This is a genomic window from Ruegeria sp. I3, assembly GCF_056532525.1.
In genome coordinates, this window is the sequence record NZ_JBQFNI010000002.1 from 170071 (window position 1) to 185459 (window position 15389).

The window sequence follows — 15389 nt, forward strand, 5'->3', positions numbered from 1 at the left end:
CATCGCGCCGATGAATGCAAAGGTGGTCAGATTCATAAGCGTATCCGTCAGATCACCGATCAGCATGGCTCAGCCCCTCTTCTCGTAGCCCTCGGAACAGGCAGACCATCAGCAGAACCGAGATGAACACAAAGGGCAGCGCCCCGAGTGAGATCAGGACTTTGACCGATTCCACCGAGCCCGACAGGATCATCGCGACACTCAACAAGCCCAGCAATGCACCCCAGATCAGCCGCACGCGCGGGGGCGGGTTTTCATCCCCCTGGGATGAGAATGTACCCAGCACAAAGGCCGCGCTTACAACGCTGGTTACGATGAACAGAAACGCCGCTGCTACGGTTGCAAGTATTGTGATCTGCGATAAGGGCAAACGGTCGAGCAGGGCGAAGGTCACACGCTCGATGTTTGTTTGCGTATAGGCCAGCAGTTCACCGGCACCGTTGAGCGCCTCGAACAGACCGATGCCGCCAAAGGCACCGAACCAAAGGATCGAGAACAGCGTGGGCGCAAAGAGTACTCCGATCACGAATTCCCGGATCGTGCGACCGCGAGAGATACGCGCGACAAACACACCAACAAAAGGTCCCCAGGCGATCCACCAGACCATATAGGTGAGGGTCCAGTCGCTGAACCATTTGGTGACGTCATCGCCGAAGAAGGTGAAGGTCTGAAAGCCCCGAGGGATGACATTGGTGACGTAATCGCCGAACCCTTGAACCACGGTATTCAATAGATACTCGGTGGGGCCGAGGACCACTGTATAGGCCACAAGGCAGATCGCGATCAGCATTGCCGCATTTGACAAGCGCGCCATGCCTTGGCCAAGGTCGATCAACAGAGCAGGGATGTAGGCTGCGACCATCGCCAGGAAAACAACGCCGATCAGAAGGGCACCAACCGTTTCCCGGCCACCCAGAACCGCAATCCCGTCCGCAACCTGGAACACGCCCATGGCCATTGAACCGCCAACACCGATAGAGATTGCAACAATGGCCATGAAATCCGACAGCCACCCGACCCGCTCGGCCCAGCGTTCTCCTGGGAACAGGCTTTTGATCGGTGCACTGACCATCATGCCTGTCCCGCGCCGAAAGCTGAAATAAGCGATGGTCAGCGCGGTCGAACCGTAAATCGCCCATGCGTGCAGGCCCCAATGGAAGTTTGTTGCCAGCATGGCCTGCTGCGCGGCGACATAGTCGGGTGCCATGCCCGAGATGAAGTTGAAATGGGTCAGGGGCTCGGCGACCGCCCAGAACAGCAGTCCAACGCCCATTCCTGCGGAGAACAGCATTGAGATCCAAGTTGCGGTCGAGAACTCCGGCTCTTCATCATCCCGGCCCAAACGAATGTTGCCATAGGGCGAAAATGCCAGAACCAAACACCCGATCAACATGCCCGAGGCCGCGAGCATCACGAACCAACCGCGACTGTGGAAGGTTTGTTGCACGATGCTATTGGCCCAAGTCACCAAGCTTTCGATATCGATGACGCCCCAGATCCCGATCACGGCGATGACGCTAAGCGAGCAAACCAGTAGGGCGTTGGGCTTTTTCATGGTGACGGAATTCCGAAGACTGTCTTGCCCAACAGTTTCAGATTTTTGAATAAATGGCCAGAAAACAAAACCCCCGGCGCAGGGCCGGGGGCTGAGGTTGGATATCAACCTGCTGATTTATGACGCTTTTGCGAGATTGCGCAGCACGTATTGCAGCACACCGCCGTTTTCGATGTATTCGATCTCGGGCGCGGTATCGATGCGGCACTTCAGGGTGATCGTCTTTTCGGTACCATCTCCGTAAATGATGGTGCAGGGCACTTCCTGCAGGGGCTCAACTGAATCCAACCCGTGGATCGAAACGGTCTCATCACCTTTCAGACCCAGTGTCTTGCGGGTATCACCATCGGTGAATTCGAACGGTATGACGCCCATGCCCACCAAGTTTGAACGGTGGATGCGCTCAAAACTCTCGGCGATCACTGCCTTGACGCCAAGCAGAGCTGTGCCCTTGGCCGCCCAGTCGCGCGACGAACCTGCACCGTACTGTTCGCCGCCAAAGACGACCAGCGGGGTGCCTTGCTCCTGATAGGCCATCGATGCTTCGTAGACCGAGGTTTGTTCACCATCCGGGCCTTTTGTATAACCGCCTTCGACGCCATCCAGCATCTCGTTCTTGACGCGGATATTGGCGAAGGTGCCGCGCATCATGATCTCGTGGTTGCCACGGCGTGAGCCATACGAGTTGAATTCGCGCGGCTGAACCTGACGATCGGTCAGATACTTCCCGGCAGGTGTCGTTGTCGCAAACGAACCGGCGGGCGAGATATGGTCGGTGGTGATCATGTCACCCAGGATCAGCAGAACCTTTGCACCATCGATATTCGAGATTGTGCCCGGCTCAGGCCCCATGCCTTGGAAATAGGGAGGGTTTTGAATGTAGGTTGACGTCGGTGGCCAATCATAGGTTTCCTGTTGTGGAACCTCGACCTCCTGCCATTTCTCGTCGCCTTTGAAGACATCGGCATATTTCGACTGGAACGCCTCGCGGGTCACGGTTGCCTCAACCAATTCGGCGATTTCGCTTTGGGTCGGCCAGATGTCTTTCATGTAGACATCGTTGCCGGCCTGATCCTGTCCAATCGGTTCCGAGGTCAGGTCGATGTCCAACGTACCAGCCAAAGCATAAACCACCACCAGCGGCGGTGAAGCCAGATAGTTGGCGCGCACGTCGGGCGAGATGCGGCCTTCAAAGTTGCGGTTGCCTGACAGCACCGAAGTGGCAACAAGATCGCCTTCGGCAATCGCTTCGCTGATTTCTCTTTGGATCGGACCCGAGTTGCCAATACAGGTGGTGCAGCCATAGCCAACAAGGTTGAAGCCGATCTTGTCCAGATCTTCCTGAAGACCTGCAGCCTCCAAGTAGGCGGACACAACCTGCGAGCCGGGCGCCAATGAGGTCTTTACCCACGGTTTGCGATCCAATCCCAGCGCGGCGGCTTTACGTGCAACGAGGCCCGCGCCGATCATCACATACGGGTTCGACGTGTTGGTGCAGGAGGTGATCGAGGCGATCACGACTTTGCCCGATTCCATGCCGTAGTTTTCGCCTTTGACCTCTACTTGTTTGCCCATCGGGCGTTTGAAGGTCTCGGCCATTTCCTTGGTGAATGCGGCCTTGGCGTCGGTTAGTGCGACGTAATCCTGCGGCCGTTTCGGGCCCGAGATCGCAGGAACAATTGTGCCCATATCCAGCGACAGAGTGTCGGTGTAGATCGGCGCGTAATCGGCATCGCGCCAGAAGCCGTTTTCCTTGGCGTAGGCCTCGACCAATGCGATGCGGTCTTCGTCGCGTCCAGTATTGCGCATATAGCGCAAGGTCTCGCCGTCAATCGGGAAGAAACCACAGGTCGCGCCGTATTCGGGGGCCATGTTGGCGATGGTTGCGCGATCGGCCAAGGGCAAGCGGTCCAGACCTTCGCCGTAGAATTCAACGAATTTACCAACCACGCCTTTCTCGCGCAGCATCTCGACGACTTTCAGGACAAGGTCAGTTCCCGTTGTGCCTTCGACCATCGAACCGGTCAGTTCAAAGCCCACAACCTCGGGGATCAGCATCGAGATCGGTTGACCCAGCATCGCTGCCTCGGCCTCGATCCCACCAACGCCCCAACCCAGAACGGCCATGCCGTTGACCATGGTGGTGTGGCTGTCAGTACCAACAAGTGTATCGGGATAAGCGACTTCTTCGCCGCTTTGGTCCGTGTCCGTCCAGACGGTCTGCGCCAGGTATTCCAGGTTTACTTGGTGGCAGATTCCGGTGCCGGGAGGCACGACGCGGAAATTGTTGAACGCGTTCTGACCCCATTTCAGGAACTGATAGCGTTCCATGTTGCGCTCATATTCGCGGTCCACGTTCATCTGAAACGCGCGTGGGTTGCCGAACTCATCAATCATGACCGAGTGGTCGATGACCAGATCGACCGGGTTCAGCGGGTTAATCTTTTGCGCGTCCCCACCAAGGCCCTTGATGCCGTCGCGCATCGCTGCCAGATCCACCACGGCCGGAACTCCGGTAAAGTCTTGCATCAGAACCCGGGCAGGGCGATAGGCGATCTCACGTGGGTTCTTGCCACCGTTGGCACCCCATTCGGCAAAGGCTTTGATGTCATCGACGGAAACCGAGAACCCGTCATCTTCGAACCGCAGCATGTTTTCCAGAACCACTTTCAACGCGGCAGGCAGATTCGAAAAATCGCCTAAGCCTGCTTCTTGCGCGGCTGGAATCGAATAATAGGAAATGGATTTGCCATTCACGTTCAGGCTGCGGCGTGTCTTGGCGGTGTCCTGTCCGACCTTGATGGGCATCTGTGGCCTCCCTCTCAAATGACTTGGAATACGGGCTTCGCTAAGGGTTATCTGCATTACCGCACCAGTTGTTTCAAGGTGCAACGGGCAGTTTGGGTGGTTTTTTGTATACCATTGCACACATTTTGTCGAAAGCTTGTGTCTGAGGTCTCAAGAAACCTTGATTGGCAGTTTATTCGGTTCCGACTTAAACCTTTCAGGCAATCATCCTCTATCGAGAGAAAACATGCTCAGATCAGTCGCTGCGACCGCGTTTGTTTCACTCTTTCTTGCTGCCCCGGCTCAGGCGCAGGATGATCCGGTGGTGGTCGAACTGTTCACCTCGCAGGGGTGCTCGTCCTGCCCGCCAGCAGACCGGATCATGCATGAATTGGCCAAGCGGGATGATGTAATCGGTCTGGCGTTGCATGTGGATTATTGGGACTACATTGGCTGGAAAGATGAATACGCCAATCCCGACCACACCGATCGTCAGCGCGCCTATGCACGTGAAGGCGGGCGGACGATGATCTATACGCCGCAGATGGTTGTGAATGGGCAGCAGGATGTGGTTGGGGCCAAGTCAATTGAACTGAACCGGCTAATCGATGCACACCTGACTGCGCCGCCGGAGGCCGAGGTCAGTGCCACGCGTACCGCGAACGAAGTATCCATGAATGTCGTTCCGATCGAGTTACCAGACGACGAAACCTATGATGTTCGGATTGTGCAGTATTCGCCGATGCGTCGCACCTCGATCCGGCGTGGCGAATTGGCCGGACATGATCTGGATTATGCAAACGTGGTCGAGAATTGGCAGATTGCCGGTCGCTGGGATGGCCAAACACCGCAGAGTTTCACCGCAACATTGTCATCGGAATTGCCTGCCGTTGTTCTGATCCAGCGCAGTGGCCATGGTCCGATCGTGGCCGCAGCGCGGGTTAAGTGATCAGGGCATATCCTTTGGCTGGACCCCCAGTCCCCTCCAGGACTTCCAGCGCCGATGAATCCAGAACCATTGTCCCATGTGCTGACGCACCATCGCTTCCAGGTCGTCATTGGTGAACTGGGTCATGGTTTTGGCATCAGTATGCGGGACCGGGTCGTGTAGGACGATCTCAAAATCGATCCCGTTGGGTTGGCGCACTGCATAGCAGGGGATCAGCACAGCCTTGTATTTGATCGCAAGTTCCGCGTTCAGCACCGAGGTGACGGCGGGTTTGCCGAAAAAGGTCAGCTCCTCACCACCATGCGCATGCAGGTCGGATACAATGGCAATGATGCCTCCGCTTTTCAGTGAACGGACCATTTCGACCATACCTCGGCGGCCCTGTTCGAACATGGGCGACCCGGTCTGATAGAATGCCTCGACATACATGTCGTTGAAATATGGATTTGCCATGCGGCGATAGAGGCTGCCGATGGGTTTACCGCTACGCGCCTGCAGCGCGACCCGCGCGGCCAGATAGTGCCCGAAATGCGCAGTGATCATCATCACTGGACGCCCTTCCGCCACGGCGGCATCAAATGCTTCGACACCCGAGCCCGATACTTTGGCCTTGCTTTGTCGCTCGATGAAACCGTCGGCTGAAAAATGCTCCATGATCGCGCGCCCGGCATTGTCAGGCACGGCGCGGCAGATGCGTTTGACCTCGGCCTCGGGCAGGTCTGGGCAGGTGAGTTTCAGGTTGCGGCGCACGCGGGTTCGAAAGCCGACAATGGGGGCAAGCCAGCGCACAATCGCGCCCATCGCTCCGATGCGGCGCTCATATGGCAGCAGGCGCATGCCGCGGATTACGCCGGTCAGAAACAGGTTGGCGACGTAGTATTTTCCAAGCTCAAATCGGCTTAGTTCCGACTTTTCGACGGGCATGGGGAGAGACACCTGAGCGTTGTGAACTGCGCGACGAGACATACAGGCCCCATCGTGCGATCACAAGTGGTCGCGCCTTGCCGGACTATTCTGCATTCTCCTCCGCCTCGACCAATGCGATCGCGCCCTCGTCCAAAAGCGCGCGGATGGCTGCAACGATCTGCGACATCGCATCTTCACTGTCTGATTGTTTGACCTTGCCACGTTCGGCCATTTCTTCCCGTAAGTTTTCCGCCATGCGAGAGGACATGTTGGCTAGGAAGAACTCGACCGTGGCGAGGTCTTCGTCGCTATTGGCTCCGGCCAACGCCGTGATGAGAACGGGTTGATCCACACCGCGCAGAATCGCTGGAACATCGCGGGGTTCGATGCGCGAGGGCACATGCGAAAAGATGAAGATCGATTGCCGGACGGTATCGGCAAAATCGGAGTCTTCTTCGTCCAGCGCGGTCAGCAAACCATCACGCGTCGCCGCGGCCGACTGGTTGAGGATCGCGCCCACACGCTCACCCGGCCCATCCCGAAAGGCGGGCTCGGGGCGTTGATCCAGCTGAGCGGCCAAGGACCATCCGATCCGCTCTACCGCCTCGGGCGTCACGTTGGCCGTTTTCGATACAGCATAGGTTATCCGTCGCGCTGTGGGGCCGGGCAGGTGGCCCAACAACTGGGCAGCCTTGGCGGTTTCGAGTTTCGACAGCATAACGGCGGCGACTTCGGTGCTTTCAGCTTTGGCCATCTCGGCCAGATCTTCTGAGGGTACTTCGCGCAAACGCTGCCATGGGTCACCGATCTGCCTCACGCCAGCTACCTTGCGCAGCCGGGCGGCGGTGGCTGGGGCGATCTTGCCGTTCACCGCGTCCAGAGCACCGGCTAGCCCATGGGGAAATGCAAGCCCTACGCCATCCAGCGCATCGGCAAATTCCTGCGCGACGGCGGCCAGCGTTACCCGGTCAACCAACCCCATCTGTCCAAGTTGGTGGGTAAGTTGTTCCTGCAGTGAATCGGGAAGCTCTTCCAACGGGATATCCGCCCCCTCGTTCAGCAGCAGCCGAACCACAACTGCGGCTTTCTCTCGGTTGCTGAGGGCGCGCGGCACAACACGTGGCGCATCATCGTCCTGTTCAACGACCGGGGGTTGCGCGCCCGGCGTCATCTGCACCATTAGTTTCGTGTCCTGCATCTGCCTGCAATGCCTCATTCGCGTTGCAGGCAGAATATAGAGAGTCGGGTAAAGAAACCCTGAAACTCAGTAGCTATATGTCAGCCCTGTTCTGATCGCTTCGCGCAGCGATGTCTCAGCCCATGTGCCTTCGCCACCACGCGCCTTGATCTCGCGCCATTGTGCGATGGCCAACTCGGTCTTGCCCTGGGTAACAAATCCCTGACCCATATAGCTGCGGGCGAGGATGTTGTCGGGGTTGGATTCAATTGCTTTCTGGTAAAATGCGTCAGCCAGTTTCAGCTCACCCATCTTGCGATAGGTGAATCCCCAATAGGTCTGCACCCGATCATCATCTTGATCCATGATACGCAGAATGCCCTGAGCATTTTCGTACTGCCCGTCGTAAGCCAACTCGCGCACGGCATCATACAGTTGGTCTTCGGTGAAATTTGTCTTGTTGGGTTTGACGCAGCGCCCGGCTGCCTCGTCATAAACGCGGCCAAACAGGCATTTCTTGGTGGTGTTGGTGGGCTTGGGCGGGCTGCTGTCCCCACCACCCGCAGCGATGGCCATGGGCGCGAAGGTAAAGGCCTGAAGAGCGATGGCCGAGGCTAGTACAAGACGCATTTTCCTACTCCGTTGTCAAAGAGACTTGTTACAATCATAGCTTGATCTTCAAAAAAGCTAACGATTGACTGATCGCTTTTATTCACAAGCAGGAAATAAAAATGTCAGCTATTGACGATTTTCATGCAGCTTTGGCTTTCGCTGTCCCAAATTGTGCCTTCAGCACAGGACTGGGTTTGCTTGGTGTTACCGTTACAGGCAAATCCGGCGGTGCCCGCACAGATAAGAGCAATTGCGCATAGAGCAGTTCGTAGCATCGAGTTTTCCTTTCGCGGAAACTGTGCCAACAGATTAACCGATTTTTGCCAATCTGGCAAAGACACAAGGCCCGGCTGCATTGAGCAAGCCGGGCCAAGTTTTTAGCACTGTTTGAGTTTGAATTATTCGCCGAATACGCGGGCGAAAATCGTATCTACATGTTTGGTATGGTAGCCGAGATCGAATTTCTCTTCGATTTCTTTCGGGCTCAGCGCGGCGGTGACATCGGCGTCGGCCAACAGTTCCTCTTTGAAGTCGGTGCGATGCTCCCAGACTTTCAGCGCGTTGCGCTGAACCATGGCATAGGCATCCTCGCGGCTTACACCGGCTTGGGTCAACGCCAACAGCACTCGTTGGCTCATGACAAGACCGGGGAACTTGTTCATGTTCTCGATCATGTTCTCGGGGAAGATCAGCATCTTGTCGATTACACCGGTCAATCGCGCGAGTGCAAAGTCCAGCGTGATAGTGGCATCCGGCCCGATCATGCGTTCGACCGAGGAATGCGAGATATCGCGCTCGTGCCACAGCGCCACGTTCTCCATCGCCGGGATCACGGCCGCACGCACCATGCGCGCAAGACCGGTCAGGTTCTCGGTCAGGACCGGGTTCTTCTTGTGCGGCATCGCCGAGGAACCTTTCTGTCCCATCGAGAAGAACTCGGCACCTTCCAACACCTCTGTCCGCTGCATATGGCGGATTTCGATAGCGATGTTTTCGATGCTGCTGGCGATAACACCCAGTGTGGCGAAGAATGCGGCGTGACGGTCGCGGGGAATGACCTGCGTGCTGATCGGTTCAGGCACCAGACCCAGCTTGTCGCAGACATGCTCTTCAACCTGCGGGTCGATATTCGCAAACGTCCCGACCGCGCCGCTGATCGCTCCGGTGGCGATTTCCGCGCGGGCATCGCGCATCCGGGACAAGTTGCGGTCCATCTCGGCATAGAAGCGGGCAAAGGTCAGGCCCATCGTGGTGGGTTCGGCATGGATACCGTGGCTGCGACCGATGCGAACGGTGTCTTTATGCTCGATCGCGCGGCGTTTCAGGGCAGCCAACAGACCTTCGAGGTCTGCAATCAGCAGGTCGGCGGCGCGGGTCAGTTGCACATTGAAGCAAGTGTCCAGCACGTCCGAGGAGGTCATGCCCTGATGCACGAAACGAGCTTCCTCGCTACCCACATGTTCGGCCAGATGGGTCAGGAAGGCGATGACGTCGTGTTTGGTGACGGCTTCGATCTCGTCGATACGGGCGACATCAAACTCCACATCCTTGGCTTTCCACACGGCCTCGGCGTTTTCACGCGGGATCACGCCTAGATCGGCCATGGCGTCGCAGGCGTGCGCCTCGATCTCGTACCAAATGCGGAACTTGCTCTCGGGTGACCAGATGGCGACCATGTCGGGGCGTGAATAGCGGGGAATCATTGGCGGCAGCACCTTTTTATGATTGGGATGAGGCGTTGGCGCGGGGTTTAGCCGCGCATTGACCAAGGAACAAGGCGCGAGTGCTGGGATGAGACGGTTTGCCCTGATTTTATTGCTTTGGCCCGGATTTGTGGCCGCCGACGAGTTTCAGCAACTGACGGGTGATGAGATTCTGATGGCGCTTGCTGGCAAGAAGCTCGACTATGGCGAGGGGATCACCCAGACCTTCGATAGCAATATGCAAACGCAGTACTTTTCAGGCCGCCCAAGTTCGGGACGATGGGCCGTTCGTGATGATCGCTATTGCTCGGTCTGGCCGCCTTCGGATTTCTGGGCTTGTTATGATGTTGAGCAAAGCGGTGAAACCATCCGGTTTGTGGATGATTCAGGTAATACAACTGACGGAATCTATTTGAAGTGAGCCTGCCCAGAAATATTTATGATTTCCAGGGGGTTTGGGACCTGAGCCGCCTCATCCGGGACGAGCGTGCAGGCCAGATCATTCAGGCCGAGGGTAAGGCAGAGCTACGGCAAGATACCCAAGGGTTGGTCTATGATGAGACGGTCACGCTGCGTGTTCCGGGGCAGCCTGCAATGACGGGAACGCGTCGATACCTTTGGCGCGACGCCGGTGATCGGATCGCCATTCACTTTGATGATGATCGGTTTTTTCACGCACTTAAACTTGGCCAAACCCGCGTCAAGGATCATCACGATTGCCCGCCGGACAGCTATGATGCAGACTATGATTTCTCGGGATGGCCGCGCTGGACAGTCCGCTGGACTGTATCAGGACCGCGAAAATCCTATGAAATGGAGACCAAATACGCGCTGCGATAGCGTAATCATCTTGCAGCAACGGCCCGGAACGGGCATTGCTGCATGTGCAAATAAGTCCGAATGTGGAGAAATGAGATGAACGCAAACGTACTGGCCAATGCTTTTGGCCCGCGTGAGGGGACGGCGCTGCGCGTCAAGCAGGTGGCTCTGGTTGCCCTGGGTATCGTTGCTCTGGCTGTTGCAGCCAAAATCAAAGTGCCGATGTGGCCGGTTCCGATCACCATGGGCACATTCGCCGTTCTGACCATCGGCACCGCCTATGGCGCGCGCCTTGGCCTGATCACGATGCTGGGTTACCTGCTGGTTGGTGCTCTGGGCTTTGACGTGTTTGCGGGTTCCTCGGCCGAAAAATTCGGCCTGACCTACATGATGGGTGGCACCGGTGGCTATCTGGTCGGTTACCTGATGGCGACCATTCTGCTGGGCGCACTGGCCGCGCGCGGCTGGGATCGTTCGGTCGGCAAGCTGGCGCTGGCGCTGGTGCTGGCCAATGTCCTGATCTATGTGCCGGGCCTGCTGTGGCTGGGTCAGCTGTATGGCTGGGACAAGCCGATCCTGGAATGGGGTCTGACACCGTTCCTGCTGGGTGACGCAATCAAGCTGGCGCTGGCCGCTCTGCTGATCCCTGGCCTGTGGAAGCTGCTGGGCGACGCACGCACCTGATAGCGCGCTCTTGCGCAAGACACACCCGCGTTCGGAGCTTTCCGGACGCGGGTTTTTTATTGTCTGCAGAACAGGATACTGGACAAAGTCAAACTGCATGGGCAACCTGACATCAGAAAACTGATCAGGTTATTGAGATATGCGTATTTTGTTAAGCTTGGCGCTTGCTGCAAGTGCCGTGACTTGGTTGGCTGTAACGCCTGTGCAAGCTGACACACCGGTGACCTACACCGATGAAGGGCGCGCCCTGTTCCGCTTTGAGGTTCCCGACTTTTGGGCATTGCGTACCGGTGGCCCGCGTGAAATCGAGGATACCAATCTGGGCGATGCCCGTGCGGTTTCGCGCGTCATGGGGATCAGACCGGTGACCGACGATAATGTCTGGATGGGCTTCGTCTCACCATCTCGGGTTTCCAGCATTCAGGGCGGGCTGAGCTATCTTGAGGATATCGACAAATTCCTCGTCAAAGACCCGACCGTGACCAGCACCAGCAATACAAGGATTGGTGGGCGGCCAGCCCACGTTATTCGAGGCACCGGCAATCGGGATGGGCGAGGCGTAAACTTTACCGCCACCGTGATTGACCTGCCGCGTGACCGTGTTGCGATAGGGGTTGCGATCCTGCGTGACGGGGCCGACCCGTCTTATGTTGATGCCTTGAACGCCGTTTTCGCGTCGTTCCGGTCTTTGCAGTAAGGAGGCTCGGATGACTCGCAAACTGTTAAAACGGTCTGTTCTGGCGCTGGGGTTGGGTACTGCAACGTTTACATTGTCCGCCTGCGATGGCGTGTCCGTCGGGGTAGGGTATGGCGTTGGGTATGACCCGTTCTACGACTCGATGCTGTGGAATGATTACTACCACGACCGTAACGTGAATGTAGATGTTGACATAAACCGCCCAGACCGGCCCGACCGCCCCGATCGACCGGTTCGTCCGACCCCTCCACCGCGGCCAAAGCCACCGATCGCCAAACCGCCATCGCGCCCGCATCCCCCGGTGGCGCGTCCTCCGACGGCACGGCCACCAATTCACCGACCCTCACCGAGGCGCCGTTAGAAAAAGGGGGCAAAAGCCCCCTTCAATCATTATCATAAGCTGACAAAGGTGGTTTTCAGTCCAGCAGCTCAGTCGTGATATGGGCCGAGCCTTCAAGGGTTCGGTGCACGGGACATTTATCTGCGATCTCCAATAGCTTAGCACGTTGCGCGGCATCCAGCGGCCCTTGTAGCCGTATCTTGCGGCGGAACTGATCGACCTTACCATCGCTGGCCAGTCCAGCGTCCTGGGCGTGTACCTTGTCGTGGCAGACATCGACGGTGATACCTGTCAGCGGCCATTTCTTGCGCCGCGCATACATGCGAATGGTCATCGAGGTACAGGCGCCCAATCCCGAGGACACAAATCCATAAGGGGACATGCCTCGGTCCGTTCCTCCGTACGAGGCGGGCTCGTCAGCGACCGCATGGTGGCGCGGGCCGGACTGGATGTCTTGCAGGAACCCTGCCGGGTCTGCCTCGGTTACGCGAACAACACCTTCCGGGGCGCCGGGTGGTGGGGCGGGCGGGCACAGTTTGACGTATCGCGACACCCAAGCCGCAATGACATCCGCCGCGTAATCCGCATCAGCGGCGCGTGTGATCAGATGGTCGGCATCGTCCAGCGTGACAAAACTTTTTGGATGCTTCGCAGCCAGAAAGATGGTGCTGGCGTTGTCAATGCTGACCGTGTCATCGCGCGGTGCGTGCAGGATCAGAAGCGCTGCTTTCAAATCTGAAACGGCAGGGCTAAGCGCGGCCTCTGAAATGTCATCAACAAAAGCTTTGCCAATGCGGAACGGGCGACCGCCAAGCGAAACCTCTGCGCTGCCTTGCGCCTGAATCTGGGGCAGGGCGGCCTCGAAATGGTGTGATACGTGGCCCGGGTCAGCAGGCGCACCCAATGTGACGACCGCCTTGACCGACGGTATGCCAGCGCGTGCGCGCAGTACCGCAGCGCCGCCAAGTGAATGGCCAATCAGCAGGGCGGGGGCCATGTTGCGGCCGGACAGGTAGTGCGCTGCAGCGATCAGATCTTCGACATTTGAGGTGAATGTCGTATTCGCAAACTCTCCATCCGAGTGGCCAAGGCCTGTAAAATCAAACCTGAGCACGGCGATGCCCATCGCCGCCAAACGCGCCGAAATGCGCCGTGCGGCAGGTATGTCCTTAGAGCAGGTAAAGCAATGCGCAAACAAAGCCGTTGCCAGTACCGGCCCGTCCGGCAGATCAAGGCGCGCGGCCAATTGGCTGCCGTCGTGACCGGCGAAAGTAATGCGTTCGGTGGGCATGATGAATCCTTGGTGGTCCAGGTTTCGACAATACTGTGTGCTGTGTGCGGTTCTCTCAACCCCTGTGTCAGTGGCGTAACAGGAAGGTGAGAGGGTGGGACCACGTAGCCCTTGGCGCGTCGCATCAATGCATTGTTGGGGTTGGTATTTGAACAATCAAAAAATGTGATGATAATTCGGATAAACATTCATTTTACTTATTTATACTTGGACCCCAACTTGCAATCATCCTTCTTATCCAAAGCAGAGGTCAAAATGGCACATACAACATCTGCACCGCTAAGCCCGACACTCCACGCCGGAGTTCTGTTGGCAATTCTCGTGACTGGCGCAATTGGTTTTGCACTGGGACAAAGCTGGCCGCTGACCAATACGTCTGAGGACACGCCAACTCTCACCGCGCCTGAAGATTGGCACGGTAATGTCAGACGGTCCCACTGGTCGAACTAGGCCATAGCGCTTAGCCAGACCCCATCAACTGTGCGTCGAACGGATACTTCGTTAGGTTTTCATAGCCGTCTTCAGTGATCAGAACCTGATCTTCCAGCTTGATCGAGAAATCGCCGCCAACCTCGCCAACTGCCGCTTCGACGCACAACACCATTCCGGGTTCAAGTGGATAATCATAGGATCCCTCGACCGCCTTGTCGGGATAGGCTACCAAGGGCCATTCATCGCACAATCCAACTCCATGCATCAGGCAGCCGTATTTCTGTGCCTGAAACTTGTCATCCAGCCGATGGGCATTCGCAGTTAGTTCCGGGATCATGACGCCGGGCTTCAGCATTTCCATATTGGTCATGATATGTTCATGCGCGTGCTGCATGGCATAGATCATGTCGGGGCGCGGTTTTTGATCGCCGATCCACCAGGTTCGTGAGATGTCGACGCAAATGCCGTAAGACCCGATCAGGTCGGTATCGAACGCGATGATTTCATTTTGCCGCGTGATGCGCGGGCCGCATTCCTGAAACCAGGGATTGGTGCGCTGGCCCGAGGCAAGCAAGCGGGTCTCGATCCATTCACCACCGCGCCGGATGTTTTCAGCATGTAGCACTGCCCAAATGTCATCCTCGGATGTCTTCCCGTCTCCGACATTGACACGTGCGAAGCGCTCCATTTCGGCCACTGCGGTCTCGCAGGCGTGGCTGGCGCAGCGCATGGCGAGGATTTCGTCTGGGCCTTTGATGGCACGGGTTTTCTCGGTAAGCTCTTCGCCCTCCATCACCTCGAACCCCTGAGCCTCAAGCGCGCGCAGGCCGTGCAGCATGATCTTGTCGACACCCAGCCGCATGTTGCCGCCGCCGTGTTCTTCGATCAGGGCGCGCACCTCGTTTGAGAACACATCTGCGGCAACGTCAATCTTGTCGCCCCGGTCGAAATAGAACAGATCGGCGCCCGAGCGCTGCTCGCGCACCAGCGGGTTGAATTTCGACAAGAACGGAGAGTTCTTGTAGTCCCAGATCACCATATACCCGTCAGCGCAAACCAAAACGGCCCGGAACGGGTTATGGGTATTCCAGAGCTGCATGTTGGTGCTGTCAGTCGCGTAGCGGATATTCAGGGGGTCAAACAGCAGGATCCCGCCCCAATCGCGTTGCACGATGGCCTGAGTGAGGCGTTTCCAGCGGTATTTACGCATCTGTTCTAGATTGGGCAGGCTAAGCCCGGCAGCGGCCCATTCGTCGAAGGCAAGCTGTGTCGGTCCGATCTCGATCCTGTCATTGTCGTTCGGTGTCCCGTCCCCGAGGGTGGCGCCCCGGGTCGGGTCAATCTTACGGGTGTCACGATATGGTGTGTTCACGGTTGGACCTTTCTGCTTGCCTGCCCAACCTGCAAATCCAGATGCGCTGCGTCTTCTAGGTTTGC

At 57.3% G+C, this 15389-nt stretch carries 15 protein-coding genes; 7 read left to right on the plus strand and 8 right to left on the minus strand.

Annotated elements, in window-relative coordinates; translation table 11 throughout:
* Positions 1–52: 52 nt before the first annotated feature.
* Positions 53–1555, minus strand: coding sequence for a BCCT family transporter (locus tag ACR0L9_RS05180; RefSeq protein WP_170612401.1), 1503 nt, complete (start codon positions 1553–1555; stop codon positions 53–55).
* 117 nt (positions 1556–1672) lie between these two features.
* Positions 1673–4363, minus strand: a complete 2691-nt coding sequence (gene acnA, locus ACR0L9_RS05185) for an aconitate hydratase AcnA (RefSeq protein WP_170626640.1) — start codon at positions 4361–4363, stop codon at positions 1673–1675.
* Positions 4364–4589: 226 nt separating this feature from the next.
* Here acnA and ACR0L9_RS05190 point away from each other — a divergent pair, with 226 nt between their 5' ends.
* The gene (locus ACR0L9_RS05190; RefSeq protein WP_170396404.1) at positions 4590–5291 is read left to right on the plus strand and encodes a DUF1223 domain-containing protein; all 702 of its coding nucleotides are present in this window, start codon (positions 4590–4592) and stop codon (positions 5289–5291) included.
* Here ACR0L9_RS05190 and ACR0L9_RS05195 read toward each other — a convergent pair whose 3' ends face one another.
* The 4 genes from ACR0L9_RS05195 to purB form a co-directional block, all read right to left on the minus strand.
* Positions 5292–6215, minus strand: coding sequence for a lysophospholipid acyltransferase family protein (locus ACR0L9_RS05195; protein ID WP_170396406.1), 924 nt, complete (start codon positions 6213–6215; stop codon positions 5292–5294). It abuts the gene before it with no gap.
* 85 nt (positions 6216–6300) lie between these two features.
* Positions 6301–7368 carry a flagellar motor switch protein FliG gene (locus tag ACR0L9_RS05200; protein WP_480895407.1) on the minus strand — a complete coding sequence of 356 codons (1068 nt, stop codon included), beginning with the start codon at positions 7366–7368 and terminating at the stop codon, positions 6301–6303.
* A 93-nt stretch (positions 7369–7461) separates the two neighbouring features.
* Positions 7462–8004 (minus strand): hypothetical protein, encoded by a 543-nt coding sequence (locus ACR0L9_RS05205; protein WP_170403198.1) that lies wholly within the window; start codon positions 8002–8004, stop codon positions 7462–7464.
* A 380-nt stretch (positions 8005–8384) separates the two neighbouring features.
* Positions 8385–9689: an adenylosuccinate lyase gene (gene purB / locus ACR0L9_RS05210; RefSeq protein ID WP_170396410.1), complete on the minus strand. Its 1305-nt coding sequence runs from the start codon at positions 9687–9689 to the stop codon at positions 8385–8387.
* Positions 9690–9777: 88 nt separating this feature from the next.
* Here purB and ACR0L9_RS05215 point away from each other — a divergent pair, with 88 nt between their 5' ends.
* The 5 genes from ACR0L9_RS05215 (at position 9778) to ACR0L9_RS05235 (ending at position 12250) form a co-directional block, all read left to right on the plus strand.
* On the plus strand, positions 9778–10110 hold the full coding sequence (locus tag ACR0L9_RS05215) for a hypothetical protein (RefSeq protein ID WP_170396412.1): 333 nt from the start codon (positions 9778–9780) through the stop codon (positions 10108–10110).
* A complete protein-coding gene (locus tag ACR0L9_RS05220; RefSeq protein ID WP_170422260.1) occupies positions 10107–10529 on the plus strand; it encodes a DUF6314 family protein in 423 nt (140 codons plus the stop codon). Before ACR0L9_RS05215 ends, ACR0L9_RS05220 begins: the two co-directional genes overlap by 4 nt.
* Positions 10530–10604: 75 nt before the next feature.
* Positions 10605–11192, plus strand: a complete 588-nt coding sequence (locus tag ACR0L9_RS05225) for a biotin transporter BioY (protein ID WP_010442062.1) — start codon at positions 10605–10607, stop codon at positions 11190–11192.
* 139 nt (positions 11193–11331) lie between these two features.
* Positions 11332–11889 carry a hypothetical protein gene (locus ACR0L9_RS05230; protein WP_170512898.1) on the plus strand — a complete coding sequence of 186 codons (558 nt, stop codon included), beginning with the start codon at positions 11332–11334 and terminating at the stop codon, positions 11887–11889.
* Between the two features lie 10 nt (positions 11890–11899).
* Positions 11900–12250 carry a hypothetical protein gene (locus ACR0L9_RS05235; RefSeq protein WP_170511970.1) on the plus strand — a complete coding sequence of 117 codons (351 nt, stop codon included), beginning with the start codon at positions 11900–11902 and terminating at the stop codon, positions 12248–12250.
* 55 nt (positions 12251–12305) lie between these two features.
* Here ACR0L9_RS05235 and ACR0L9_RS05240 read toward each other — a convergent pair whose 3' ends face one another.
* Positions 12306–13520, minus strand: coding sequence for a bifunctional alpha/beta hydrolase/OsmC family protein (locus ACR0L9_RS05240; protein WP_170663701.1), 1215 nt, complete (start codon positions 13518–13520; stop codon positions 12306–12308).
* A gap of 255 nt (positions 13521–13775) precedes the next feature.
* Between ACR0L9_RS05240 and ACR0L9_RS05245 the strand changes: the two genes are divergently transcribed.
* Complete coding sequence (locus tag ACR0L9_RS05245) at positions 13776–13970, plus strand: hypothetical protein (RefSeq protein ID WP_170396424.1); 195 nt, start codon at positions 13776–13778, stop codon at positions 13968–13970.
* Positions 13971–13980: 10 nt separating this feature from the next.
* Here ACR0L9_RS05245 and dddP read toward each other — a convergent pair whose 3' ends face one another.
* Entirely contained in the window at positions 13981–15324 is a 1344-nt protein-coding gene (dddP, locus tag ACR0L9_RS05250) for a dimethylsulfonioproprionate lyase DddP (RefSeq protein WP_170422254.1), read from the minus strand.
* Between the last annotated feature and the right edge of the window lie 65 nt (positions 15325–15389).

Coding starts and splice junctions, on each gene's coding strand:
- ACR0L9_RS05245 (WP_170396424.1), top strand. CDS start 13,776: ATGGCACATACAACATCTGCACCGCTAAGCCCGACACTCCACGCCGGA.
- ACR0L9_RS05195 (WP_170396406.1), bottom strand. CDS start 6,215: ATGCCCGTCGAAAAGTCGGAACTAAGCCGATTTGAGCTTGGAAAATAC.
- acnA (WP_170626640.1), bottom strand. CDS start 4,363: ATGCCCATCAAGGTCGGACAGGACACCGCCAAGACACGCCGCAGCCTG.
- ACR0L9_RS05235 (WP_170511970.1), top strand. CDS start 11,900: ATGACTCGCAAACTGTTAAAACGGTCTGTTCTGGCGCTGGGGTTGGGT.
- ACR0L9_RS05190 (WP_170396404.1), top strand. CDS start 4,590: ATGCTCAGATCAGTCGCTGCGACCGCGTTTGTTTCACTCTTTCTTGCT.
- ACR0L9_RS05180 (WP_170612401.1), bottom strand. CDS start 1,555: ATGAAAAAGCCCAACGCCCTACTGGTTTGCTCGCTTAGCGTCATCGCC.
- ACR0L9_RS05225 (WP_010442062.1), top strand. CDS start 10,605: ATGAACGCAAACGTACTGGCCAATGCTTTTGGCCCGCGTGAGGGGACG.
- ACR0L9_RS05205 (WP_170403198.1), bottom strand. CDS start 8,004: ATGCGTCTTGTACTAGCCTCGGCCATCGCTCTTCAGGCCTTTACCTTC.
- ACR0L9_RS05240 (WP_170663701.1), bottom strand. CDS start 13,520: ATGCCCACCGAACGCATTACTTTCGCCGGTCACGACGGCAGCCAATTG.
- ACR0L9_RS05200 (WP_480895407.1), bottom strand. CDS start 7,368: ATGACGCCGGGCGCGCAACCCCCGGTCGTTGAACAGGACGATGATGCG.
- ACR0L9_RS05230 (WP_170512898.1), top strand. CDS start 11,332: ATGCGTATTTTGTTAAGCTTGGCGCTTGCTGCAAGTGCCGTGACTTGG.
- purB (WP_170396410.1), bottom strand. CDS start 9,689: ATGATTCCCCGCTATTCACGCCCCGACATGGTCGCCATCTGGTCACCC.
- ACR0L9_RS05215 (WP_170396412.1), top strand. CDS start 9,778: ATGAGACGGTTTGCCCTGATTTTATTGCTTTGGCCCGGATTTGTGGCC.